This window comes from Janthinobacterium sp. GW822-FHT07H11, assembly GCF_058798615.1.
On record NZ_CM179507.1, the window covers coordinates 6,224,577 to 6,245,675 of the forward strand.

Below are 21,099 nucleotides of genomic sequence, written 5' to 3' on the forward strand. Positions count from 1 at the left end.
GACCCACATACGAGCAACAAACATGAGTAACAATCCTAGTGATCTCAAGGCAAGCGGCCTGAAAGCCACCCTGCCTCGCCTGAAGATACTCGATATCTTCCAGAGTAGCCCGGTACGCCACCTGACCGCGGAAGACGTCTACAAGATTCTGCTGGCCGACAATATGGATGTCGGTTTGGCAACTGTCTACCGTGTCCTCACCCAGTTCGAACAAGCTGGCTTGCTAAATCGCAACCATTTTGAAACGGGCAAGGCAATTTTCGAACTCAACGAAGGTTCCCACCACGATCACCTGGTGTGCCTCGATTGTGGCCGGGTCGAAGAATTCTTCGACGAAGACATCGAAGTGCGCCAGCAAAAAGTGGCCGAGGAGCGTGGCTTCAAGATCGCCGAACACGCGCTGGCCATCTACGGCAACTGCATCAAGACGGCCTGCCCGCACAAAACCGCCTGACCCACGGCGGCCGGCGCGGCGCGCCCGGCAAGCCCTCGATACCAGGCCTCAGCCATCGCTAATGGTGGCTGAGCGCGTTGGACAGCAATTTAGCCGTGATATCGACAATCGGGATGACCCGCTCGTATGCCATGCGGGTCGGCCCGATCACTCCCAGCGTACCCACGATCTTGCCGTTGACTTCATACGGCGCCGTCACCACGCTCATTTCATCCATCGGCACCAGGTTCGATTCGCCGCCGATGAAGATCTGCACGCCCGTCGCCTTGCTCGACACGTCGAGCAACTGCATCAGGCCCGTTTTTTGCTCGAACATGTCGAACATCTGGCGCAGCGAATGCATATTCGATGACAGATCGCTCACGCTAAGCAGGTTGCGCTCGCCCGAGATCACCATGTCGTCCGTATGGTCGGCCATCACCTCGCTGCCCGCCTCCACCGCCGCCTGCATCAGGCTGCCCATATCGTCGCGCAACTGGCGCAGTTCGCCCTGCAGGCGCACGCGCACGGCGTCAAACGACAGGCCGCCATAATTCTGGTTGATATAGTTGGCCGACTGCACCAGTTGCGCCGGCGTATAGTCTGCGTCCGTCAGCAACAGGCGGTTCTGCACGTCGCCGCCGGGACCGACGATCACCAGCAGGATGCGTTTTTCGGACAGGCGCAAAAATTCGATCTGCTGGAACACGGATTCGCGGCGCGGGCTCAATACCACGCCGGCGAACTGCGACAGCGACGACAGCATCTGCGCCGCATTGGCGATGGTCTTTTGCGGCTGCTGCGTTTGCAGGCGCATGCGCGACTCCACCAGGTGTTCGTCCAGGTGTTTGACGGTCAGCAAGGTATCGACAAAGATGCGGTAGCCGCGCGGCGTGGGTATGCGGCCCGCCGAGGTATGCGGGCTGGACACATAACCGAGCTCTTCAAGGTCTGCCATGATGTTGCGGATCGTGGCCGGCGACAGGTCGAGGCCGGAAATCTTCGACAAGGCGCGCGAACCGACCGGCAGGCCGTCGGCGATATATCGCTCGACCAGGGCTTTCAGCAGGGTTTGGGCACGTGTATCGAGTTGCATGGTGTATTTAATTAAGCAAGTATTCTGGTACCGCAGGGGCGGTGCGCCAATATGTCCTATTATGCACGTTCGCCCGCCCAGCGGCGATCAATCTTCCAGTTGGCCCCGCAGCCAGAGCAGCAATTCATCAAAGTTCGCGCAGATGGCGTCGGGCCGCACGCCGGCGGCCAGGTGGGCATCGCTGCCCTTGCGATTCATCCAGACGGCACGCATGCCCGCCCCTTGCGCTCCCGTGACGTCGAAATACAGGTCGTCGCCCACGTACACCGCCTCGTCCGGTGCCACGCCCAGCGCGGCGCAGCCGGCCAGGAAGATGCTGGCATCGGGCTTGGCCACGCCAAAGTCGCTGGCGGCGATGGATATCCTGAAATGCTGCGCCAGGCCGATAATGTCAAGGTCCGCATTGCCATTCGAGATGGAACCGACCAGCAGGCGCTGTCCCAGCCAGCCCAGGCCGGGCAGGACATCGTCATACGGCTGGACGCGGTTGCGCGCGGCCATGAATTGCAAGATGGCCTGGTCGACCAGGGCCGGGTCTTCGCCTGCCGCCTCGAAGGCCGACAACAAGCCCGCGCGGCGCAATTCAATCAGGTTGCCATGAAAATGCGGCTGCTCATTGAGCATGGCCAAACGATGCTGGCGCAGCACCTCGATCGAAAACTGCTGCGCCACCTTCGGCGCATGCACGGCCAGCCAGTCGTGCAACAGGGTTTCGGCGGCAGCGATCACGGGCGCGATGGGCCACAGGGTATCGTCCAGGTCGAACAGGATGGCCTTGGGCGGCACGGCAGCATTTACAGGGGCAAGAGACATGGCTGGTTCACAAAATGGTGCCGCGACGGGGCGTGCGGCGGGTGTCTATTGTCGCATTGATCGCTGCCGCCGGCATGCCCGTGCCCTCCGCAAGTGGGGCCAGGCCGGCGCCTGGCAAGGAAAAATTGTTACAGGGTGATACAAGGCAAGATCAATCGGCTTGCCAGATAGACTAAAATAGGCGCCATTCCAATGCGGCGCCAGCGTCCGTATTGCGCTACCCTACCTAATTCGTTTTGGAGAATGTATGAAAAATTTGTACCTGCGCTCGATGCTGGCGGCGGCGTGCGCTGCCACACTGGCAGCCTGCGGCGGCAGCGGCGGCAATCTGTACCTGAGCGGCACGATTGGCGGCCTGGCCAAGGACGGCTTGATCCTGAAAAATGGCGATGAAACCTTGCCCATCACCTCAGGCGCCAGCAGTTTCGTTTTCACCAAACTCGTCAAGACGGATGACAGCTACAATATCACCATTGCCCAGCAGCCAAAAGGCGCCACTTGCACCATCACCAGCGGCAGCGGCAAGGCAAACAGTTATTCCGTGTCCATGGCTTACGTCAGCTGCATTACCGACCAGTACACGCTGGGCGGATCGATTTCCGGCCTCAACGCCAACGGCCTGATCCTGATCAATGGTTCCAGCAGCGTCAGCCCGCAAGCCGGCACCACCAGCTTCACCTTCCCTGCCACCGTCGGCGATGGCTCGCAGTACAACATTTCCGTGCTGGCCAATCCTGCAGGCCTCGATTGCACCGTCAGCAATCCGAAAGGCACCATGGGGTCAGCCAACAATGCCAGCCTGGTCGTTGCTTGCACGCCCAAGTAATCCTTACGATCCGTCACTTATATTTTGGAGAAACACATGAAGTCATCCTGCTTGCGCCCTCTGGCCGCGCTGTTGCTGACCGTGGGCCTGGCCGCTTGCGGCGGCAAGGCCTCATATGATGTCAGCGGTACGATTACCGGCCTGAACAATAGCGGCCTGATCCTCGCCAACGGCAGCGACACAGTCTCGCCACCGGTCGGCGCCAGCTCGTTCACCTTCCCGAAACGCATCGACTACGGCACGGACTACAACATTAGCTTCAAGCAGCAGCCAGACCACATGACGTGTACCATCTCCGGCGGCAGCGGCTCTGCAGGCCATTATGTGAGCATCCAGGCTCTCGTCAACTGCACGCAAAACAGCTACGCCGTGGGCGGCACGATCACGGGCCTGACCGTCGATGGCCTGGTCCTGGCAAACGGCAGCACGGCACGCCAGTTGACACTGGTCAAGGGCGCGACCACCTTCACCATGCCTGACGCGGTAGCCGACGGCCAGCCGTTTGGCATTGACGTGATCACCAGCCCTGCTGGCCTGAAATGCAGCGTGGAGGTCGATCCGGCAACAGGCCTGTCGACGGGCGTGGGCCGCATGGGTAGCGCAGTGGTGAACACCGTGAAGATTGCCTGTTCCCCGGTGTAAGCCTTACCGCCAGGAAGAGATATCACCGGAATCAATAATTGATATTCCAAAGATAAATTGGAGTTATATGTGGCGATGCAGCATAATGCATCTGTCTCCTCCAACTCTTCCAAGAATTGGATTTAGCCCGCTTTCACCAGCGGGCTTTTTTTTGCCCACAATTCCTCAGGCGTCAGTTGCACTCAAAGCGGGATTGAGCATTTGCACGATGCTGGAAAAGTCCTGCGCCGCATAACCGGCCTGCGCATGCATCTGGTACATCTGCCGCACCAGTCCGCCCAAGGGCGTGGGCGCGTTCGCCGACAAGGCCGACTGCTGCGCCAGGCCCAGGTCCTTCAGCATCAGCGCCGTGCCGAAGCCGCCCGTGTAATTGCGCGAGGCAGGCGTGCCATCCATGACGCCGGGCCACGGGTTGTATACTTCCAGGGTCCAGTTGCGGCCCGAGCTCTTGGCCATGATGTCGGACAAGACTTTCGGATCGAGGCCATGCGCCACGCCCAGGTTCAGCGCCTCGGCCGTCCCCGCCATCAGAATGCCCAGCAGCATGTTGTTGCAAATCTTCGCCACCTGGCCCGCGCCCGCCTCGCCCGCATGGAAGATGTTCTTGCCCATCTTTTCCAGCAAGGGCCGCGCCTGCTGCAAGGCGGCGTCCGGGCCGCCAACGATGAAGGTCAGGGTGCCGGCCGCCGCGCCCGCCGTACCACCCGAGACGGGCGCATCGATCATGGCAAAGCCGCGTTCGCTGGCTGCCTGCGCCACCTGGCGCGCCACGTCGGCGGCGATGGTGCTGCAATCGATGAACAGGGCGCCCGGCTTGGCCGAATCGAGGACGCCGCCTGCCGCCAGGTACAGTTCCTGTACGTGCTTGTTGGCCGGCAGCATGGTGATGACGGCGTCGGCCGTCTGCACGGCCGCGCTGGCGGATGCGGCCGCCGTGGCGCCGGCTTCGACGAGGGAGGCCACGGCCGCCGGCGCCAGGTCGAACACGGACACGTGGAAGCCGGCAGCCACCAGGTTGCGGGCCATCGGCGCGCCCATGTTGCCCAAGCCGATAAAAGCGATATGTTGCATTGTTGAAGTCTCCTGTTGTTCTTTTAATGCAGGTCGCGCAAGGGATGGCTATCCCATGGCGCCGTGAAATATTCATTGAGATACGCATCGCTGACCTCGGCCAGGCTGGCCGGCTGCCACTGCGGCGCGTTGTCCTTGTCGATCAGCAAGGCGCGCACGCCTTCGCTGAAGTCCGCATGGGCGCAGCATTGCACGGCAACGATCAGTTCCAGCTGGAACACTTGCGCCAGACTCATGTGGCGCGTGCGTTCACGCATGGCCCACACCAGGGCGGCCGAGCTGGGCGCGCCCTTGTCCAGCGAGTGGGCTGCCTTTTGCAGCCAGGCCGAATCGCCGTCATACGCGGCAATGGCGGCCACCACTTCGGGCAAGGTGGGCGCTTGCGTCAAGGCGGCGATGGCGTCGAAGTTGGCGCGCACTTCGGAAACGGGCAACATGGATGCAGGGGCCGAGAAGCCGCGCAGCAGGCGGTCCAGCTGCTCGCTGTTCGCCTGCGGACTGGCTTGCCATTGCGCCAGCGCCAGCGCGTCGAGCACCATGTTCCGCTCTTCCTGGCGCAGGAAATAGTCGCCCAGGCCCGCGAACAGGGCGTCGGCCGCGTTCATGGGCGCGCCCGTCAAGCCCAGGAACAGGCCGCTGCGCCCCGGCATGCGGCCCAGGAACCAGCTGCCGCCCACGTCGGGGAACAGGCCGATGGTGATTTCCGGCATGGCGATGCGCGTGCTTTCCGTCACGACACGGTGGCTGGCACCGGCCATCAGGCCCAGGCCGCCGCCCATGACGATGCCGCCGCCCCACACCAGCAGCGGTTTCGCATAGGTATGGATGCGGTGGTCGAGCCGGTATTCCTCGGCAAAGAAGGCCAGCGCCTGCGGGTTCGGCACGACACCGGGCTGTTCCACCACGGCCGAACGCAGGCTGCGCACGTCGCCGCCCGCGCAAAAGGCCTTGTCCGTCGACGAGTGCAGCACCACGCAGGCGATGGCAGAGTCGCCGGCCCAGCGCACGAGGGCGCCATCGATGGCGCGTATCATCTCCAGGGTCAGCGCATGCAAGGACTTCGGCGCGTCGAGGGTGATGAGGCCCAGCTTCATGCCGCCGGGACAGTCGCGTTCTTCGATCCTGACGGTTTCAATACTGACGGTATCAACCATTCTTCCACTCCGCCGGACGTTTTTCCAGGAACGCTTGCACGCCCTCTTTCTGGTCTTGCGTATCGAACAGGCCCAGGAACAGGGTGCGTTCGTCGGGCAGGGAATCGACGAGCGGATGGCTGCGCGCGCCCTGGATCAGGGTCTTGCATGCCGTCACGCTGCTGGGGCTCTGGCGCGCCACCTTGGCGGCCAGGGCCAACGCCGTGGCGGCAGCCTTGCCGGTTGGCACGACTTCCTCGACCAGGCCGATGGCCAGGGCCTTGGCCGCATCGACCCGCTCGCCGCACAAAATCATGCGCTTGGCCCAGCCTTCGCCCACCAGCCACGGCAAGTGCTGCGTGCCGCCCGCGCACGGCAGCAAGCCGACGGAGGCTTCCGGCAAGGCCATCTGCGCGTGTTCTTCAGCGATGCGGATGTCGCAAGCGAGCGCGCATTCGAGCCCGCCGCCCATGGCGTAGCCATTGATGGCGGCGATGCTGACGCCGCGGAATGCGGACAGCGCCTCGAAGGCCTCGCCAAACGCGGCGGCCATGGCAAAGGCCGTGTCCTTGTTGCCGTCGGCAAACACCTTCAGGTCGGCGCCGGCCGAGAAGAACTTGGCGCCGCCGCCCGTGATCACGAGCGCGTACACGTCGGCGTCCGCGTTCAGGTCGGCCACCAGCTCTTTCAGCGCGTTCAGGCTGGCCAGGGTCCACGTATGGGCCGGCGGGTTATCGAGGGTCACCAGGGCCGTATGGCCACGGCGTTCCAGCAACAGGTTGGTATACACTTTAGTCATCGTAAGGTCTCCGTGGCGCCGTCTTTCAGAATCGCTCGCGCGACGATCAGGCGCATGATTTCATTCGTCCCTTCCAGGATCTGGTGTACGCGCGTGTCGCGCACGTGGCGCTCGAGCGGGTACTCGCGGATGTAGCCGTAGCCGCCGTGCAATTGCAGCGCATCGTTGGCCACATTAAAACCTACATCCGTGGCGAAACGTTTTGCCATGGCGCAATACGCCGTCGCATCCGGGCTTTCCTGGTCGAGCTTCCAGGCCGCCAGGCGCACCATCTGGCGCGCCGCCACCAGTTCCGTCAGCATGTCGGCCAGCTTGAATTGCAGGGCCTGGAACTGGGCCAGCTCGCGGCCGAACTGCGTGCGCTCCTTCATGTAGGCTTGCGCGCGCGTGAGGGCCGCCTGCGCCGTGCCCACCGAGCACACGGCGATATTGATGCGCCCGCCATCGATGCCCTTCATGGCAATCGCAAAGCCTTCGCCTTCCGCGCCCAGCAAGTTACCAACAGGCACTTTCACCTGGTCGAAGCTGATGATGCGCGTGGGCTGGCTGTTCCAGCCCATCTTTTCTTCCTTCTTGCCATACACGATACCGGGCAAGTTCGCCGCCACGGCAAAGGCGGAAATGCCGGCCGCGCCCTCGCCGCCCGTGCGCGCCATGACGATCAGCATGTCCGTCTGGCCCGCGCCCGAGATAAACGCTTTCGTGCCGTCCAACACATAAAAGTCGCCTTCCTTGACGGCTTTCGTGCGCAGGGATGCCGCGTCCGAACCGGACTGCGGTTCCGTCAGGCAATAGCTGGCCAGCTTCTGGCCGGCTGCCAGGGCCGGCACCCACTCGTCGCACAGGGCTTCCTGCCCCCAGCGCGACAGCATCCAGGTGGCCATGTTGTGGATGGTGATGTAGGCCGTGGTCGAGGTGCAGCCGCCGGCCAGCTCCTCGAAGACGATGGCCGCGTCCTGGCGCGACAGGCCCAGGCCGCCCCAGCGCTGTGGCGTGTACAGGCCGCAAAAGCCCATCTCGCCCGCCTTGGCAATCGTTTCCACAGGGAAAATCGATTCCGCATCCCAATGCGCCGCGTGCGGCGCCAGTTCGCCTTCGGCAAACGCGCGCGCCGCCTGCTGGAACTCGCGCTGCTCGTCGCTCAATTCAAAGTCCATGCCAGCTCCTTACTTGAGGCTGATGGTGGTGTTGACCTTGCCCACCGAGGCCGCGTCCGTGAACCAGCGCTGGGTGATCGTCTGCGTCTGTGTGTAGAACAGCACGACCTGCTTGCCGAACGGGCCCAGGTCGCCCAGCTTGGAGCCGCGCGAGCCCGTAAAGCTGAACAGGGGAACGGGCACGGGAATCGGCACGTTGATGCCGACCTGGCCCACGTCGATTTCTTCCTGGAAGTAGCGCGCGGCCGCGCCGCTTTGCGTGAACAGGGCCGTGCCGTTGCCGTTCGGATTCGCATTCACCAGGGCAATCGCCTCGTCCAGGGTGTCGACTTCGACGACGATCAGGACGGGGCCAAAGATTTCCTGGTCATACACGACCATGCCGGGTTTCACGCCGGAGAGAATCGTCGGGCCGACGAAGTTGCCGTTCGGATAGCCATCAACCTTGACGTCGCGGCCATCGAGGGTCAGCACGGCGCCCTGCTCGATGCCTTTGGCGACGAGGCTATGCACGCGCTCTTTCGCCGCGCACGAGATCACGGGGCCCAGGTCCGGGTTGTCCTTGCCCGCGCCCACCGTCAGGGTTTGCGCCTTGGCGGACAATTCCGGCAGCCACTCGCGCGCTTCGCCCACCAGCACGGCGACGGACGCCGCCATGCAGCGCTGGCCGGCCGCGCCGAAGCCCGCGCCCAACAACTGGTTCAGGGTCTGTTCTTTATTTGCATCAGGCAAGACGACGGCGTGGTTCTTGGCACCCATCATGCATTGCGCACGCTTGCCGTTCAGGCTGGCGCGCTGGTACACATGCGTGCCCACCTTGCTCGAACCCACGAACGAGATCGCCTTGATGTCCGGGTGGTCGCACAGGGCGTTGACGACGTCTTCGCCGCCATGAATGACGTTCAGCACGCCGGCCGGGATGCCCGCCTGCAAGGCCAGGCGCACGAGTTTTTCCGTCACGAGCGGATCTTGCTCCGATGGTTTCAGCACGAAGGTGTTGCCGCAGGCAATCGCCATCGGGAACATCCACAGCGGAATCATGGCGGGGAAATTGAACGGGGTAATGCCGGCGCACACGCCCAGCGGCTGCATCACGCTGTAGGTATCGACGCCGCCGGCCACGTTTTGCGCGTATTCGCCCATCTGCAGGGTGCCGATATTGGCCGCATGCTCGACCACTTCCAGGCCACGGAACACGTCGCCTTCCGCGTCGAGCAAAGTCTTGCCCTGTTCCATCGTCAGGGTGGCGGCCAGGTCGGCCATGTTTTCGCGGATCAGTTGCTGGAGCTTCAAGAAAATGCGCGCGCGGGCGCCGATCGGCGTCTTGCGCCAGGTTTTGAAGGCGCGCTGGGCCGAAGCGATGGCCGCGTTGACTTCCTCGGGCGTGGCAAACGGTACACGGGCCAATACTTCCTGCGTGGCGGGGTTGACGACGTCGCGCCAGACGGTGGTTTGGGATTCAAGCCACTCGCCATTGATCAATAAAGGAACGGTCGGAATTGCAGTTTGCGTGGTCACTCGGTGTCTCCTGGTGTGGGTATAAGTCTGTTTGCATTATTCGCATAATCCCCTGCGCAAACAAGGCGTGAAAATGCGAGATAATGCAAAGCTGAATCTGTTAATCTGCAAAGATTGTAAATTTGCAGATTCCACAAACCAGGGAAGAGTAAACGCGATGGCAAAGGTTTTCATGGGCGTGCGCCTGCAGCGGCTGCGCGAGGAACGGCGCATGACGCAGGTGGCGCTGGCCAAGGCCCTGGGCATCTCGCCCAGCTATCTGAACCAGATGGAGCGCAACCAGCGCCCGCTGACGGTGCCGATTCTGCTGCGCATCGGCACGGTACTGGGGGTCGATCCGCAAATATTTTCCGAGCACGACAGCGCCAGCCTGGTGGCCGATGTGCGCGACGTGTTCGGCGAATTGCCCGATGCGCCGCCCACCTCGATGGCCGAACTCAAAATGCTGGTGGAAAACATGCCGGAACTGGCGCGCTCGATCTTGCTCTTGCAGCGGCGCTACCGCGTGATGGCGGAACGGGCCGATACCTTGGCTGCGCGCCTCGACGATGGCAGCCGCGGCGCCAGCTCGGCGGCCCCGTCCACGGACGAGGAAGTGCGCGAATACCTGAACCGGCGGCAAAACTATATCGATGAGCTGGACCGGGCGGCCGAGCTGGTGGCGGGCGAACTCGATCCCGCCCTGCGCACGCTCGATGCGCTGCAGGGCCGCTTGCTGGAGCGCCACGGCATCCAGGTGCGCTTGTCCGACGGCGACGCGGGCATGGTGCGCAAGCACCGCTTTGATGCGCAACAACATATCCTGTTTTTGCCCGACACCCTGACGGGCGGCCAGCGCGCCTTCCAGATGGCGGCGCAAGTCAGCCTGCTCGAGCATAGCGAGCTGATCGACGCCCTCGTGCTGGCGGCGGGACTCTCCGGCGCGGCGGCGCAGACGGGCGCGCGCCTGGCATTCTCGAATTATTTTGCCGGCGCCCTGTTGATGCCCTACCAGCGTTTTTTACAGGCGGCGGAAACGCGCGCCTACGATATCGAACGCCTGGCGCACCAGTTCGGCGTGGGTTTTGAAGCCGTGTGCCACCGTTTGAGCACCATGCAGCGCCCCGAGGCGGCGGGCCTGCCCTTCTTTTTCGTGCGCGTCGACCGCGCGGGCAATGTCTCGAAGCGCCAGTCGGCGACGGACTTTCACTTTTCACGGGTGGGCGGCACCTGCCCGCTGTGGATCGTCTACGACGCCTTCAGCCATCCGGGCCAGGTGCTCACGCAAGTGGCCAGCATGCCCGACGGCTGCACCTATTTATGGATCGCGCGCCAGGTCAGCACGGCCTCGCCAGGCTTCCGCGCGCCCGGCAAGACGTTTGCCGTGGCGCTGGGCTGCGACATCTCGCAGGCGCACCGCTTGATTTATTCGAAGGGACTCGATCTGCACGACCCTTCCAGCGCCACGCCCATCGGCACGGGCTGCAAGGTGTGCGAGCGCCAGAGCTGCCCGCAGCGGGCGTTTCCGTCCCTGCTGCTGGCAGTGCCGCCAGTGTCGGCTTAGGAGGCGTCGACGACGCGCGCGCGCAGCGCATCGAATTCGCGCGTAAATTCCGCGCGCCAGTCGCGCCGCGTGGACTCGTCTATCCAGGCCGCGTCCAGGCCATTCAACATGAAGCCGCGCATGTCATCGAGGCCGAAGCCGAATTCGCGCATCATCATCCAGGCGCCCGTCGGCGTCACGTGGTGCAGGGTCGGATCGTCCGTGTTCGGATGCAGCTTTAGGCCCAGCTTGGCCATGGCGCGGATCGGGTGATCGAGCGCCCAGCGCTCGGGCGCCAGCGTGCGCAGGTAGTATGAATTGGTGGGCACCACCGTAAACACCAGGCCGCGCTCCACGCAGCGCTGCGCCAATTGAGGATTATCAACGATCGTGTAGCCATGGTCGACCCGGTCCACCTGCAATTCGTCTATCGCCGTCGCCACGTTCATCCACGGCATGCCGAATTCGCCCGCGTGCGCCGTGCATTTGAAGCCGGCTTCGCGCGCGGCGCGGTAGGCTTCGATGAACAGCTCCGGCGGGCGGTCGTTTTCGCGGTAGTCGATGCCGATGCCGATGACTTCCGGCGCGCGGTGCGCCTTCATCCATTCCACCATCTGCACGGCTTCCGCGGGAGCGGCTTCGCGGTCGATGCTGGGGATCAAGCGGCCGATCACGCCGAAATCGCGCTGCGCGTCGCGGATGGCGGCCACGATGGCGTCTTGCGCCGCGTCATAGCGGATGCCCGATACGCGCACGGTGCCGGTCGGGTTCCAGAAGAACTCCGCGTAGCGCACGCCGTGGCCATGCACGTCTTCCAGGTATTCGTAGGCGAGGCAATACAGGTCCGCCGGCGTGACGATCAGGTGCGCGTCGAGCGCGCGCAGCACGCGCAGCACGCCGACGGGCTTGTCGCCGCGCGTATAGAACGCGTCGATTTCCTCGGGGGTGACGACATTGCCCGTCTTGGCTGCCAGCGCGCGGAAAGTGGCTTGCCGCACCGTGCCGAACAGGTGGCAATGCAGCTCCACCTTGGGCATGGCGCGTAAAAACTGTTCGATGCTCAGGGCAGGCAGGGTGTCGGCAGGATGACTCATGAAGCTCGCTTCGGTAGTGGTTAAAAGGTCAGACGAGAATGGCGGCCAGGCGGCGCATCAGGCGCTCGATGGCGGCGGGGCCATCGGCCAGCATCGCCACCTGCGTGTTGATGGCGGCGCGGCGCGGCACGCGGAATTCGCACACCGTCATGCCGCGCGTCAGTTCGCCCGTCAATTCGATGGCCACGTGAGCCGGCTGGAACTGGAACAGCTGCGGCGCTTCCAGGTACAGGGCCACCACCGGGTCGTACATGGGCATGGGCACGGAACCGTCGCTGCTCCGGATGCGCACATACGCTTCCAGGTAGCCGGCCAGACGCTGCGCGCGCGACGTGCCGATGGCGCGCAGGCGCTCCACTTCCGCATTCGTCACCAGGAGCTGGCGGCACAGGTTCAAGCCGAACATGCGCAGCGGGATGCCGGCCTGGAACACCTGGGCGGCCGCTTCCGGGTCCGCATAGATATTGAATTCGGCCGCCGCCGTGTGGTTGCCCTGGTCGGTCGAGCCGCCCATCAGGATGATTTCGACGATTTTCTCGGCGATGTCGGGCGCCTTGGCCAGCGCGGTTGCGATATTGGTCATCGGCGCAATCGCCATGACGGTGATCTGGCCGGGATGCTTGCGCACGGCGGCGATCAGCGCGTCGACGGCGTGGCCGGCAGCATCAACGGCGGCGCCGGGCGGCAGGATCTCGCCCGTGGTCGGCATGCCGCTGTCGCCGAGGATGCGCTGCGCCGTTTCGATGACGCCCGCCAGCGGTTCTTCGCAGCCGCGGTAGATCGGCACCGTCAAGCCGTCATGGGCCTTGATGCGCAGAGCGTTGTCGTAGGTGATGGCGACGGGCGCATTGCCTGCCACCACGCTCACGCCCAGCCACTCGATGTCGGGATTGCTGCCCAGCAGCAACATCGTCAGCCAGTCGTCGAAACCGGGATCGGTATCGAGCCAGATCTTTTTCAAGGCTTGGGTCATGATGTTTTCCAGTCGAGGTTAGGCGGCCAGCCACAGGGCGCTGTCGGACGGCAGCACGAAACTCACGGCCGTGCCTTCGCGCCAGGCGGCACCGCCCGCCGCGCAAATGCCCTTGACCTGGCCCAGCGGCGTTTGCAGCAGGTATTCGACGGTGTCGCCGAGGAAGCCGCGCGCCAGCACGGTGCCCGGGTACTGGCCGCTTGCATCGTCGGCGGCGCAGACACGCACCTTGTCCGGACGCCAGCCCAGCACCGTGGTGCCGGCAGCGACGGGAGACGCGTACGGCAGGCTGGCGCCGGCGTGGTGCAGCGCGCCGTCGCGGTAGTCGAACAGGTTTTCGAAACCCATGAAGTTGGCGACGAAGCGCGTCGACGGCGTATTGAACACGGCTTCCGGCGCGGCCAGCTGCTCGATGCGCCCGCCATTCATGACGACGATACGGTCGGACAAAGCCAGCGCTTCTTCCTGGTCATGCGTCACGTACAGCATGGTGATGCCCAGTTCGCGCTGGATGCGACGCAGCTCGGCGCGCATCTGCACGCGCAGCTTGGCGTCCAGGTTCGACAACGGCTCATCGAGCAGCAGCAGGGCCGGCTCGACGACGATGGCGCGCGCCAGCGCCACGCGCTGCTGCTGGCCGCCGGACATCTGCGCCGGCAGGCGGGTTTCAAAACCGGTCAGTCCCACGGCGGCGATCACGGCTTCCACTTTCGTTTTCAGCAGGGCCGGCGCCACCTTGCGCAGGCGCAGGCCGAATGCGATGTTGTCGTACACGTTCAGGTGCGGGAACAGCGCGTACGACTGGAAGACCATGCCGATATTGCGCTTGTTCGGCGCCAGCTTGCCGATTTCGCGGCCGTCGAGCACGATGCGGCCCGACTGCAGCGGCATCAGGCCGGCAATCGCGCGCATGGTGGTGGTCTTGCCGCAGCCGCTGGGGCCCAGCAGCGAGATCAGTTCGCCCTGTTCGACGTGCAAGTCCAGGTCTTTCACGGACGTCGTGTTCTTGGCGTAGCCGAGGTTCAGCTTGTGCAGTTCCAGATAACTCATCGTGTATTGCCTCTTACATGTATTTAGAAATGCCCAGCACCTTCTCGGTCACCATCACGAAGGCCATGGTGAACAAGACCAGCAAGGTCGACAGGGCAGCGATCGACGGATCGAAGCTGTTTTCCATATGCCCCAGCATCTCGATGGGCAAGGTGCTGATGCCCGGCCCCGTCAGGAACAGCGAGACTGGCACCTGGTTGAACGAGGTGACGAAGGCGAGGAAGAAGGCGGCGATCACGGCGTTGCGGATGTTCGGCAGCACGATCATGAAAAACGCCCGCAGGCGCGACGCGCCCAGGGTGATGGCGGCATCCTCGATATCCACGCGCAGATTCACCAGACTGGCGTACACGACGCGCACCGAATACGGAATCAACAGCGCGATATGGCCGATCAAGAGGCCCACGTACACGGGCGCATTGATGGTCAGGACCAGATGGTGCAGCAAGCCCAAACCGACCAGGATGGCGGGAATGATCAGCGGCGACGTCAGGATTTGCCGGATAACCCCGATGCCGGGCGGCGGCATGCGCGAAAACGCATACGCGACGGGGATGCCCAGCAGCAGCGCGATGACGGTGGCGATCAGGCCGATTTCCAGGCTGGTCTGGAAGGCGCGGCGGAACTCGGGCGCCGCCCACACTTCGAGGATCCAGCGCAGCGAATACGACTCGGGCGGGAACGCCAAGGTTTCGCCGCCGGAAAAACCGGCCAGCACGACGATGGCGAAAGGCCCCAGCAGGAACAAGAACACCAGCCACAGGACGGCGCGTGAGAACAAGCTTTCTTTCATACGGAGCTCCGGCTCGAGGAAATACGTTTAAGGCCGGCATTCACCAGCAAAGTCATGCAGACGAGGATGACGGCGATGACATTGGCCGCGCCGAAGTCGCTCTCCACGCTGACCTTCTGGTACAGCAGCGTTTCCAGCATCAGCACCTTGGTGCCGCCCAAGAGGGCCGGCGTCACATAGGCCGTCACGCAGCCCGTAAACACCAGGGTGCCGCCGACCACCAGGCCTTCCTGCGTCAGCGGCAGGGTGACCTTGCAAAAGACTTGCCAGGGATTGGCGCCCAAAGTCGCCGCGGCCGGTTCCACGTCGCGCGGCAGGTTTTCCAGCGCGCCCGCCAAGGACATCAACATCAAGGGCAGCAGCAATTGCAGCAGGCCGACAAACACGGCAAATTCGCTGAACAGCAAACGCAGCGGCTCGTCCGTGAAGCCCATGTTGACGAGCGCCGCGTTGAGGGCGCCGTTACGGCCCAGCAGCACGATCCAGGCGTAGGTACGCGCGATCGGCGAGACCATCAGCGGCAGGATCATCATGCCCACCACCAGGCCGCGCCACTTCGGCGACACGCGCGCCACGGCTTGCGCGGCCGGGTAGCCGAGGATGATGGAAGCCAGCGTCACCAGCGCGGCGATGCGCAGGGTGCGCCAGAAGATGGTGCGGTTGAATTCCTGCGAGAAGAATTCGACGAAGCGGTCGACGCCCCACTGCATGCCGTCGCCGACGCGGAAGGCGTCGACCAGCAGCGCCAGCACGGGCAGCAGGAAGCAGACGACGATAAAGATCAGCGCCGGCAGGACCAGCAGCAGTCCCAGGCGCTTTTTTGGATCAGCAAACATGGTGTTTTCTCCTCGTCACCACTATTTGCTCATGGCCTTGTTCCACTGCGTCATCCAGTTGCTGCGCTGTTTGATGATGGTTTCCGGCTTGACGAATTTCAGCGAATTGATCTGGTCAGGGCCATAGGTGTTGAATTGCGCGGCCGCCACCGACAGGCGCACGTCCTTGTTGACGGGCGAGTCGACCAGGTTGGTCGCCAGCTGCGTCTGCACTTCCTTGGACAGCCAGAAATCCATCAGCTGGTACGCCAGGTCCGCATTCTTCGAACCGGCGACGATGCCCATCACGTTCATGCCGGCCGCCTGGCCTTCGGCCGGGATGCTCCACTTCAGGGGCAGGCCCGTCTTGAGCATTTGCGACCACGTAAAGCGCGCCACGGGCGCGGCCCAGATTTCATCCTGCGCGAACAATGCCGCCAGCTGGGCGCTGTTTTTCGAGAACGTGACGACGTTGCCCTTCATGCCGACGATCTTGGCAAAGCCGGTCGCGTAGTCGTCCGTCTTGCCGCCCCAGGCCGCATCGGCCATGCGCAACATCAAGGGGCCCTGCGTGGTGCTCACGTCGGGGAAGGCCACGCGGCCCTTCAGTTCGGGGCGCCACAGGTCCTTCCAGGACGTCAGCGGGGCGATCTTGTCGCTGCGGTACACCAGGCCGACCGAGTACAGCGTGTAGCCGACGGCGTAGTTGCCGCCGATGGGGTTTTTCGCCACGTCGTACAGGGCCTTGTAATTGCTCAATTTGGCGTAATCCATGGGCTGGATCACGCCCTTTTGCGCCGCTTCCAGCATGCCGGAATCGGACAGCAGCACCAGGTCGATCACCGGATTCTTGGCGTGTACCACCAGCTTGGCGATGCGGTCCGCGTTATTGCCCGTTTCCACCTTGATATCGCAACCGCATTTGGCCTTGAACGGCTCGTACACATATTTCATGAACAAGGGCTGGGCAATCGGATAGGCCGAAATGACCAGCTCGCGTTTTTCCGCGTGGGCGGCGTTAGCCAGCAAGCCTAGGCTCAACGCCAACATGAGGTGCTTTTTCAAGATGCTTCCTTTCAGGGGACGGCGCTGCGGGACAGCGCCTGTAAAGATGAATCAGACTCAGAAATAATGTCGCATGCCGACGATCAGCACGCTTTGCGTCTTGCCGCCCGAGGCGCCGAAGCCGAACACGCGCGCGAACGTCGCATCGCCGGCCGCCTTCTGGTAGCTCCAGGTGACGGCGACGTCGGTGCGCTTGGACAGGAAGTAATCGGCCTGGAAGTTGACCTGATGCCATTTCGGCGTCTTGTTGATCACGTCGTACTTACCGGTGGTATAGAAATACGACGCGCCCAGGTTCAGCGCTTCCGTCAGCTTGTGGTTCACGTTCAGATCCACGTTTTGCAAGGTCAGATTGCTTTGATCCAGGTAGTGGTAGCGCACGTTGGTGTACAGCGCGCCAAACTTGGTCCTGCCCACATTATAAAAGCCTCCCGTGCCGGCGATGGCCTGGCTGTCCACGCCGGCGCCCTTGACGGCGCTCTTGTTGAAGATCAACAGGGAACTGCCATAGTCGTTGCCGATGGCGCCGTTCGGCGCATCGGGGCTGTTCGGGTGATCCATCTTGGTATAGGCGACAGCCCAGCTGTAGGCATCGACCTTGTAGCCGGCGCCCATGCTGTAGACGCGGTTGCGGTTGGAGTCCGCCGGATTTTCGCTGAAACCGTACAAGCCCGTGAACGACAGGTTGCTGATGTTCGGGCTGACGTACTTGACGGCATTTTGCACGCGCAGGTTGTTGTAGCCATTGTCGTTGTCGCCGATGTGCACGCCGTTACTGGCGATGACCACCGGGCCCAGCAAGTCCTTGACGGCTTCGTACTGGCGGCCCAGGGTCAGGGTGCCCTTGTCGTTGCTGGACAGGCCCACATACGACTGGCGGCCGAACAGGCGGCCGCTTTGCGAGGCCGTGCCCGTCATCACGTTAAAACCGTTTTCCAGCACGAAGACGGCCTTGTTGCCGTTGCCCAAGTCTTCCTGGCCGCGAAAACCGATGCGGGGATTCTGGTTCGTGCCGCTCAGCGCATGCGTGCGGCTGCCATTGCCCTCATCCGACACATAGCCGATGCCGGCCGACAGCAAGCCATACACTTGCACGCTGCTTTGCGCCTGCGCCGCGCCCTGCGCCGCCAGCAAGCCACCTACTACCATCGTTCCAGTCATCCATTTATTCATCGCCGCCGCCCTAAGTTGAGTAATCCCTGAGTTTTTCTGAATTTTTTTTAATTGATGATGTCTCTTGCATGGCTGGCGACCACGGGTGTCGGCGCCGCCTTTCAAGTACTGGGCAAGAATTGTTGCTTTCAAGACAAGTAAAGACCAGTCCAGAATATGGTAAATTGCGGGATAAGAAAATTTGTTTATTTTTATAAATCCATTACTTTTTCTAATAAGCAAGACGTATGCATGAACTGAGCAAGAAGATTTCCTTACGACATTTACAAGCATTTGCCACCCTAGCCCGGGTAAACAGCTTCAGCAAGGCCGCACAGGAATTGTGCGTGACCCAGCCGGCGCTCAGCGCGTCGATCAAGCTGCTGGAAAATCAGCTGGGAAAAAAGTTGTTTAACCGCACAACCCACCAGCTGGAACTGACGCGCGAAGGCAAGCTGGCGCTCGATTACGCCATGCATTTATTGAATACGGCCAGCAATACCTTTGCCGATATCCAGCGCGCCATCGGCAGCGGCCGCCACCGCATCCGCATCGGCGCCATCCCGTCGGCGATGGCCATGACGGCCGTGGTGGTGGCGCGCTACAGCGAACAGCATGGCGACGAGGTGGAGATCGTCCTGTCGGACATGCCCAACGACGGCTTGCTGCATGCGCTGCATTCAGGCCAGCTGGACTTTTGCGTGGGCATCGAAGTGCCGGGCGCCGTCTCGCTGGAAACGGTGGGCCTGTTCGAAGATGAACTGGTACTGGTGACGGCGGGCCGCCATGCGCTGGCGCCCTTGAAGGAAGTGCGCTGGGACCAGCTGGCGGGCCAGGAAATCGTCGTGTTTACCAAGGGCAGCATCTGGGAGTTCGCCTCCAGCGCCTTGCGCCAGCATGGCTTGAGCCCCTCGAACCTGTATCAGATGATACATAGCGAGTCGCTGTACGGCGTGGTGCGGGCCGGCATCGCCGTGGGCATCATGCCCAGCCTGTACACGACCTTCCTCAACGACGAGGACCTGCACGTGGCGCCGCTGCGCCAGCCCACGTGCAAGCGCAAGATCGCCTTGATGCGGCGCAATGAAATCAGCCGCAACCACCATGTCGATGATTGCTTTTCAGCCCTGCGGCAAGATCTGCAGCAGGTCGACCAGTGGTTTTAAATTAAACCGGGAACTTAGGCCGGTGCCTTCAGCAAGTTCGCCAAGGCAACATACTGCTCCAGGCCCACGGTTTCCGGACGCAGGGTCGGGTCGATGCCGGCCGCCTTGATCTGTTCTTCCGTAAACATGCCGGCCAGGCAGTTGCGGATCACCTTGCGGCGCTGCGAGAAGGCCTTCATGACCACCGCTTCCAGGGTGGCCTGGTCGCAGGCCAGGCGCTCGGCCACGGGAATCATGCGCACGATGGCCGATTCCACCTTCGGCGGCGGATCAAACGCCGTCGGCGGCACGATGAACATCAAGGTCATGTTATAGCGCCATTGCAGCATCACGGACAAACGGCCATAGGCCTTGCTGCCCGGTTCGGCCACCATGCGCTCGACGACTTCCTTTTGCAGCATGAAATGCTGGTCCTGCACCAGCGGCGCGAAGTCCGCCAGATGGAACAGCAGCGGGCTGGATATGTTGTAAGGCAAGTTACCGACGATGCGCAGCTTCTGGCCGGCCGGCACGGGGATTTGCGCGAAATCAAACTTCAACGCATCGCCCGAATGGATCGTCAGCTTGGCCGGATTGAAGGTCTTTTCCAGGCGCACGATCAGGTCGCGGTCCAGCTCCACCACGTGCATCTGCTTCAGGTGGCGCAGCAGCTGCTCCGTCATGGCACCCAGGCCGGGGCCGATTTCGACCATGGCATCGTCCGGCTGCGGCGCGATGGCGGCCGTGATGTCGTCGAGGACGAAGCGGTCATGCAGGAAGTTCTGGCCAAAGCGTTTGCGGGCTACGTGTTTCATAATGTGTTTTCTATCAATGCGGTAAAGCCGGCACAGGCCGGCGGAATCGGTTGAGCAAGCAGCGTCGGGTTAGGCCGTGCCGGCCAACCCGACCTACGCTCTATGCTCTGGTCGGGGTGCTGGCGCGCAGCATGCCGAGCGCCGTTTGCAGCGCTTGCTCCATGCTGTGGCCATCGGCCAGGCCCAGCCCTTGCGCGGCCAGGTCCAGCGCCGTGCCGTGGTCGACCGAGGTGCGTATCAGCGGCAAGCCCAGGGTGACATTGATGCCGCGCCCGAAGGTCGCGTATTTCAGCACGGGCAAGCCCTGGTCGTGGTACATGGCCAGCACGCAGTCGGCATCGGCCAGATATTTGTGCTGGAACAAGGTGTCGGCCGGGTATGGTCCGCGCGCATCGATGCCGCGCCCTTGCGCCGCGGCAATCGCCGGCGCGATGACATCGATTTCCTCGCGCCCCAGGTAGCCGCCCTCGCCCGCATGCGGGTTCAGGCCGGTGACCAGGATGCGCGGCGCGGCGATGCCGAATTTCTGTTGTAAATCAAGCTGGATGATATCGAGGGTGACGGCCAGGCTGTCCATGGTGATGGCGGCCGACACGTCCTTCAAGGGCAGGTGCGTGGTGGCCAGCGCCACGCGCAGGGTCGGTTCGCCATGGCCCGGTTCGCCGGCCAGCATCATCACCACTTGCGGCGTGCCGGTTTTTTCGGCCAGGTATTCCGTATGGCCGGAAAAAGCCACGCCCGCGTCGTTGATCGTGCTCTTTTGCAAGGGCGCCGTGACCATGGCGCCAAACCAGCCGGCCTGGACACCTTCCACGGCCGCGTCCAGGGTGGCGAGCACGGAGCGCCCATTTTCCTTGTCGAGCACGCCAGGGATGACATTGTTGACAGTGGGAATGTCGATCACGGCCAGGCGGCTCGGGCCGAACTGGGGCAGGCCGCTGTTGCGCACGGCTTGCAGCGACAGCGCCGCCAGGCGGATCTCGGGGTCGATCAGGCTGGCCGTCAGTGCCAGGAAGGCCGCGTCGCCCAGCAGGATGCAGTTGACCTCATGCCGCATGGCCCAGGCCGCGCGGATCGAGATTTCCGGGCCGACACCAGCCGGTTCGCCGCAGGTGATGGCGATGGCCGGGCGGACGGCGGGGCGGGGTGCCACAGGAGAAGATGGATGCTGGGCACTCACGCGCGTT

Annotated in this window: 21 protein-coding genes; 5 read left to right on the forward strand and 16 right to left on the reverse strand. The window is 63.0% G+C overall.

Features of this window, described 5'->3' with window-relative positions:
- The first annotated feature begins 22 nt into the window (after positions 1–22).
- Complete coding sequence (gene fur, locus AC3RCJ_RS27560) at positions 23–454, forward strand: ferric iron uptake transcriptional regulator (protein ID WP_034778781.1); 432 nt, start codon at positions 23–25, stop codon at positions 452–454.
- A 58-nt stretch (positions 455–512) separates the two neighbouring features.
- Here the strand turns inward: fur and hrcA are convergent, their stop codons facing one another.
- Both hrcA and AC3RCJ_RS27570 read right to left on the reverse strand, forming a co-directional pair.
- On the reverse strand, positions 513–1,529 hold the full coding sequence (gene hrcA / locus AC3RCJ_RS27565) for a heat-inducible transcriptional repressor HrcA (protein WP_492957380.1): 1,017 nt from the start codon (positions 1,527–1,529) through the stop codon (positions 513–515).
- A gap of 87 nt (positions 1,530–1,616) precedes the next feature.
- Complete coding sequence (locus AC3RCJ_RS27570) at positions 1,617–2,342, reverse strand: HAD family hydrolase (protein ID WP_492957381.1); 726 nt, start codon at positions 2,340–2,342, stop codon at positions 1,617–1,619.
- Between the two features lie 247 nt (positions 2,343–2,589).
- Between AC3RCJ_RS27570 and AC3RCJ_RS27575 the strand changes: the two genes are divergently transcribed.
- Entirely contained in the window at positions 2,590–3,168 is a 579-nt protein-coding gene (locus AC3RCJ_RS27575) for a hypothetical protein (RefSeq protein ID WP_492957382.1), read from the forward strand.
- Positions 3,169–3,204: 36 nt separating this feature from the next.
- Positions 3,205–3,810 carry a hypothetical protein gene (locus AC3RCJ_RS27580; RefSeq protein ID WP_492957383.1) on the forward strand — a complete coding sequence of 202 codons (606 nt, stop codon included), beginning with the start codon at positions 3,205–3,207 and terminating at the stop codon, positions 3,808–3,810.
- Between the two features lie 165 nt (positions 3,811–3,975).
- Here AC3RCJ_RS27580 and mmsB read toward each other — a convergent pair whose 3' ends face one another.
- From mmsB to AC3RCJ_RS27605, 5 genes are read right to left on the reverse strand one after another with little or no spacing between them, the layout of a single operon-like run.
- Positions 3,976–4,881, reverse strand: coding sequence for a 3-hydroxyisobutyrate dehydrogenase (gene mmsB, locus AC3RCJ_RS27585; protein ID WP_492957384.1), 906 nt, complete (start codon positions 4,879–4,881; stop codon positions 3,976–3,978).
- Positions 4,882–4,904: 23 nt separating this feature from the next.
- Positions 4,905–6,035 carry an enoyl-CoA hydratase/isomerase family protein gene (locus AC3RCJ_RS27590; RefSeq protein WP_492957385.1) on the reverse strand — a complete coding sequence of 377 codons (1,131 nt, stop codon included), beginning with the start codon at positions 6,033–6,035 and terminating at the stop codon, positions 4,905–4,907.
- Positions 6,028–6,813 carry an enoyl-CoA hydratase gene (locus tag AC3RCJ_RS27595; RefSeq protein ID WP_492957386.1) on the reverse strand — a complete coding sequence of 262 codons (786 nt, stop codon included), beginning with the start codon at positions 6,811–6,813 and terminating at the stop codon, positions 6,028–6,030. Before AC3RCJ_RS27595 ends, AC3RCJ_RS27590 begins: the two co-directional genes overlap by 8 nt.
- A complete protein-coding gene (locus AC3RCJ_RS27600) occupies positions 6,810–7,970 on the reverse strand; it encodes an acyl-CoA dehydrogenase family protein (protein WP_492957387.1) in 1,161 nt (386 codons plus the stop codon). Before AC3RCJ_RS27600 ends, AC3RCJ_RS27595 begins: the two co-directional genes overlap by 4 nt.
- 9 nt (positions 7,971–7,979) lie before the next feature.
- On the reverse strand, positions 7,980–9,488 hold the full coding sequence (locus tag AC3RCJ_RS27605; RefSeq protein ID WP_492957388.1) for a CoA-acylating methylmalonate-semialdehyde dehydrogenase: 1,509 nt from the start codon (positions 9,486–9,488) through the stop codon (positions 7,980–7,982).
- Positions 9,489–9,645: 157 nt separating this feature from the next.
- On the opposite strand from AC3RCJ_RS27605, the gene AC3RCJ_RS27610 reads away from it, so the two are divergent.
- The gene (locus tag AC3RCJ_RS27610) at positions 9,646–11,031 is read left to right on the forward strand and encodes a short-chain fatty acyl-CoA regulator family protein (protein ID WP_492957389.1); all 1,386 of its coding nucleotides are present in this window, start codon (positions 9,646–9,648) and stop codon (positions 11,029–11,031) included.
- Here AC3RCJ_RS27610 and AC3RCJ_RS27615 read toward each other — a convergent pair.
- The 7 genes from AC3RCJ_RS27615 to AC3RCJ_RS27645 are packed head-to-tail and all read right to left on the reverse strand — an operon-like array spanning position 11,028 to position 17,961.
- Positions 11,028–12,104, reverse strand: a complete 1,077-nt coding sequence (locus AC3RCJ_RS27615) for an adenosine deaminase family protein (protein ID WP_492957390.1) — start codon at positions 12,102–12,104, stop codon at positions 11,028–11,030. The genes AC3RCJ_RS27610 and AC3RCJ_RS27615 overlap by 4 nt on opposite strands.
- Positions 12,105–12,132: 28 nt before the next feature.
- A complete protein-coding gene (locus AC3RCJ_RS27620; protein ID WP_492957391.1) occupies positions 12,133–13,077 on the reverse strand; it encodes a nucleoside hydrolase in 945 nt (314 codons plus the stop codon).
- Positions 13,078–13,095: 18 nt separating this feature from the next.
- Positions 13,096–14,127, reverse strand: coding sequence for an ABC transporter ATP-binding protein (locus AC3RCJ_RS27625; protein WP_492957392.1), 1,032 nt, complete (start codon positions 14,125–14,127; stop codon positions 13,096–13,098).
- Between the two features lie 13 nt (positions 14,128–14,140).
- Positions 14,141–14,920, reverse strand: a complete 780-nt coding sequence (locus AC3RCJ_RS27630) for an ABC transporter permease (RefSeq protein WP_071075235.1) — start codon at positions 14,918–14,920, stop codon at positions 14,141–14,143.
- Complete coding sequence (locus tag AC3RCJ_RS27635; RefSeq protein WP_152282142.1) at positions 14,917–15,756, reverse strand: ABC transporter permease; 840 nt, start codon at positions 15,754–15,756, stop codon at positions 14,917–14,919. Before AC3RCJ_RS27635 ends, AC3RCJ_RS27630 begins: the two co-directional genes overlap by 4 nt.
- Before the next feature lie 21 nt (positions 15,757–15,777).
- A complete protein-coding gene (locus AC3RCJ_RS27640) occupies positions 15,778–16,800 on the reverse strand; it encodes an ABC transporter substrate-binding protein (protein ID WP_492957393.1) in 1,023 nt (340 codons plus the stop codon).
- A 57-nt stretch (positions 16,801–16,857) separates the two neighbouring features.
- The gene (locus AC3RCJ_RS27645; protein ID WP_492957394.1) at positions 16,858–17,961 is read right to left on the reverse strand and encodes a porin; all 1,104 of its coding nucleotides are present in this window, start codon (positions 17,959–17,961) and stop codon (positions 16,858–16,860) included.
- 239 nt (positions 17,962–18,200) lie between these two features.
- Between AC3RCJ_RS27645 and AC3RCJ_RS27650 the strand changes: the two genes are divergently transcribed.
- A complete protein-coding gene (locus AC3RCJ_RS27650) occupies positions 18,201–19,118 on the forward strand; it encodes a LysR family transcriptional regulator (protein WP_492957395.1) in 918 nt (305 codons plus the stop codon).
- Positions 19,119–19,132: 14 nt separating this feature from the next.
- On the opposite strand, the gene rsmA is transcribed toward AC3RCJ_RS27650, so the two are convergent.
- Positions 19,133–19,912, reverse strand: coding sequence for a 16S rRNA (adenine(1518)-N(6)/adenine(1519)-N(6))-dimethyltransferase RsmA (gene rsmA / locus AC3RCJ_RS27655; RefSeq protein WP_492957396.1), 780 nt, complete (start codon positions 19,910–19,912; stop codon positions 19,133–19,135).
- A 100-nt stretch (positions 19,913–20,012) separates the two neighbouring features.
- Positions 20,013–21,092 (reverse strand): 4-hydroxythreonine-4-phosphate dehydrogenase PdxA, encoded by a 1,080-nt coding sequence (pdxA, locus tag AC3RCJ_RS27660; RefSeq protein WP_492957397.1) that lies wholly within the window; start codon positions 21,090–21,092, stop codon positions 20,013–20,015.
- Between the last annotated feature and the right edge of the window lie 7 nt (positions 21,093–21,099).

Excerpts from the sequence above, each read along its gene's own strand:
- hrcA (WP_492957380.1), bottom strand. The coding sequence starts at position 1,529 with ATGCAACTCGATACACGTGCCCAAACCCTGCTGAAAGCCCTGGTCGAG.
- AC3RCJ_RS27590 (WP_492957385.1), bottom strand. The coding sequence starts at position 6,035 with ATGGTTGATACCGTCAGTATTGAAACCGTCAGGATCGAAGAACGCGAC.
- mmsB (WP_492957384.1), bottom strand. The coding sequence starts at position 4,881 with ATGCAACATATCGCTTTTATCGGCTTGGGCAACATGGGCGCGCCGATG.
- fur (WP_034778781.1), top strand. The coding sequence starts at position 23 with ATGAGTAACAATCCTAGTGATCTCAAGGCAAGCGGCCTGAAAGCCACC.
- AC3RCJ_RS27635 (WP_152282142.1), bottom strand. The coding sequence starts at position 15,756 with ATGTTTGCTGATCCAAAAAAGCGCCTGGGACTGCTGCTGGTCCTGCCG.
- AC3RCJ_RS27650 (WP_492957395.1), top strand. The coding sequence starts at position 18,201 with ATGCATGAACTGAGCAAGAAGATTTCCTTACGACATTTACAAGCATTT.
- AC3RCJ_RS27610 (WP_492957389.1), top strand. The coding sequence starts at position 9,646 with ATGGCAAAGGTTTTCATGGGCGTGCGCCTGCAGCGGCTGCGCGAGGAA.
- AC3RCJ_RS27645 (WP_492957394.1), bottom strand. The coding sequence starts at position 17,961 with ATGACTGGAACGATGGTAGTAGGTGGCTTGCTGGCGGCGCAGGGCGCG.
- AC3RCJ_RS27575 (WP_492957382.1), top strand. The coding sequence starts at position 2,590 with ATGAAAAATTTGTACCTGCGCTCGATGCTGGCGGCGGCGTGCGCTGCC.
- AC3RCJ_RS27595 (WP_492957386.1), bottom strand. The coding sequence starts at position 6,813 with ATGACTAAAGTGTATACCAACCTGTTGCTGGAACGCCGTGGCCATACG.
- AC3RCJ_RS27600 (WP_492957387.1), bottom strand. The coding sequence starts at position 7,970 with ATGGACTTTGAATTGAGCGACGAGCAGCGCGAGTTCCAGCAGGCGGCG.
- AC3RCJ_RS27630 (WP_071075235.1), bottom strand. The coding sequence starts at position 14,920 with ATGAAAGAAAGCTTGTTCTCACGCGCCGTCCTGTGGCTGGTGTTCTTG.
- AC3RCJ_RS27615 (WP_492957390.1), bottom strand. The coding sequence starts at position 12,104 with ATGAGTCATCCTGCCGACACCCTGCCTGCCCTGAGCATCGAACAGTTT.
- rsmA (WP_492957396.1), bottom strand. The coding sequence starts at position 19,912 with ATGAAACACGTAGCCCGCAAACGCTTTGGCCAGAACTTCCTGCATGAC.
- AC3RCJ_RS27620 (WP_492957391.1), bottom strand. The coding sequence starts at position 13,077 with ATGACCCAAGCCTTGAAAAAGATCTGGCTCGATACCGATCCCGGTTTC.
- AC3RCJ_RS27580 (WP_492957383.1), top strand. The coding sequence starts at position 3,205 with ATGAAGTCATCCTGCTTGCGCCCTCTGGCCGCGCTGTTGCTGACCGTG.
- AC3RCJ_RS27570 (WP_492957381.1), bottom strand. The coding sequence starts at position 2,342 with ATGTCTCTTGCCCCTGTAAATGCTGCCGTGCCGCCCAAGGCCATCCTG.
- AC3RCJ_RS27625 (WP_492957392.1), bottom strand. The coding sequence starts at position 14,127 with ATGAGTTATCTGGAACTGCACAAGCTGAACCTCGGCTACGCCAAGAAC.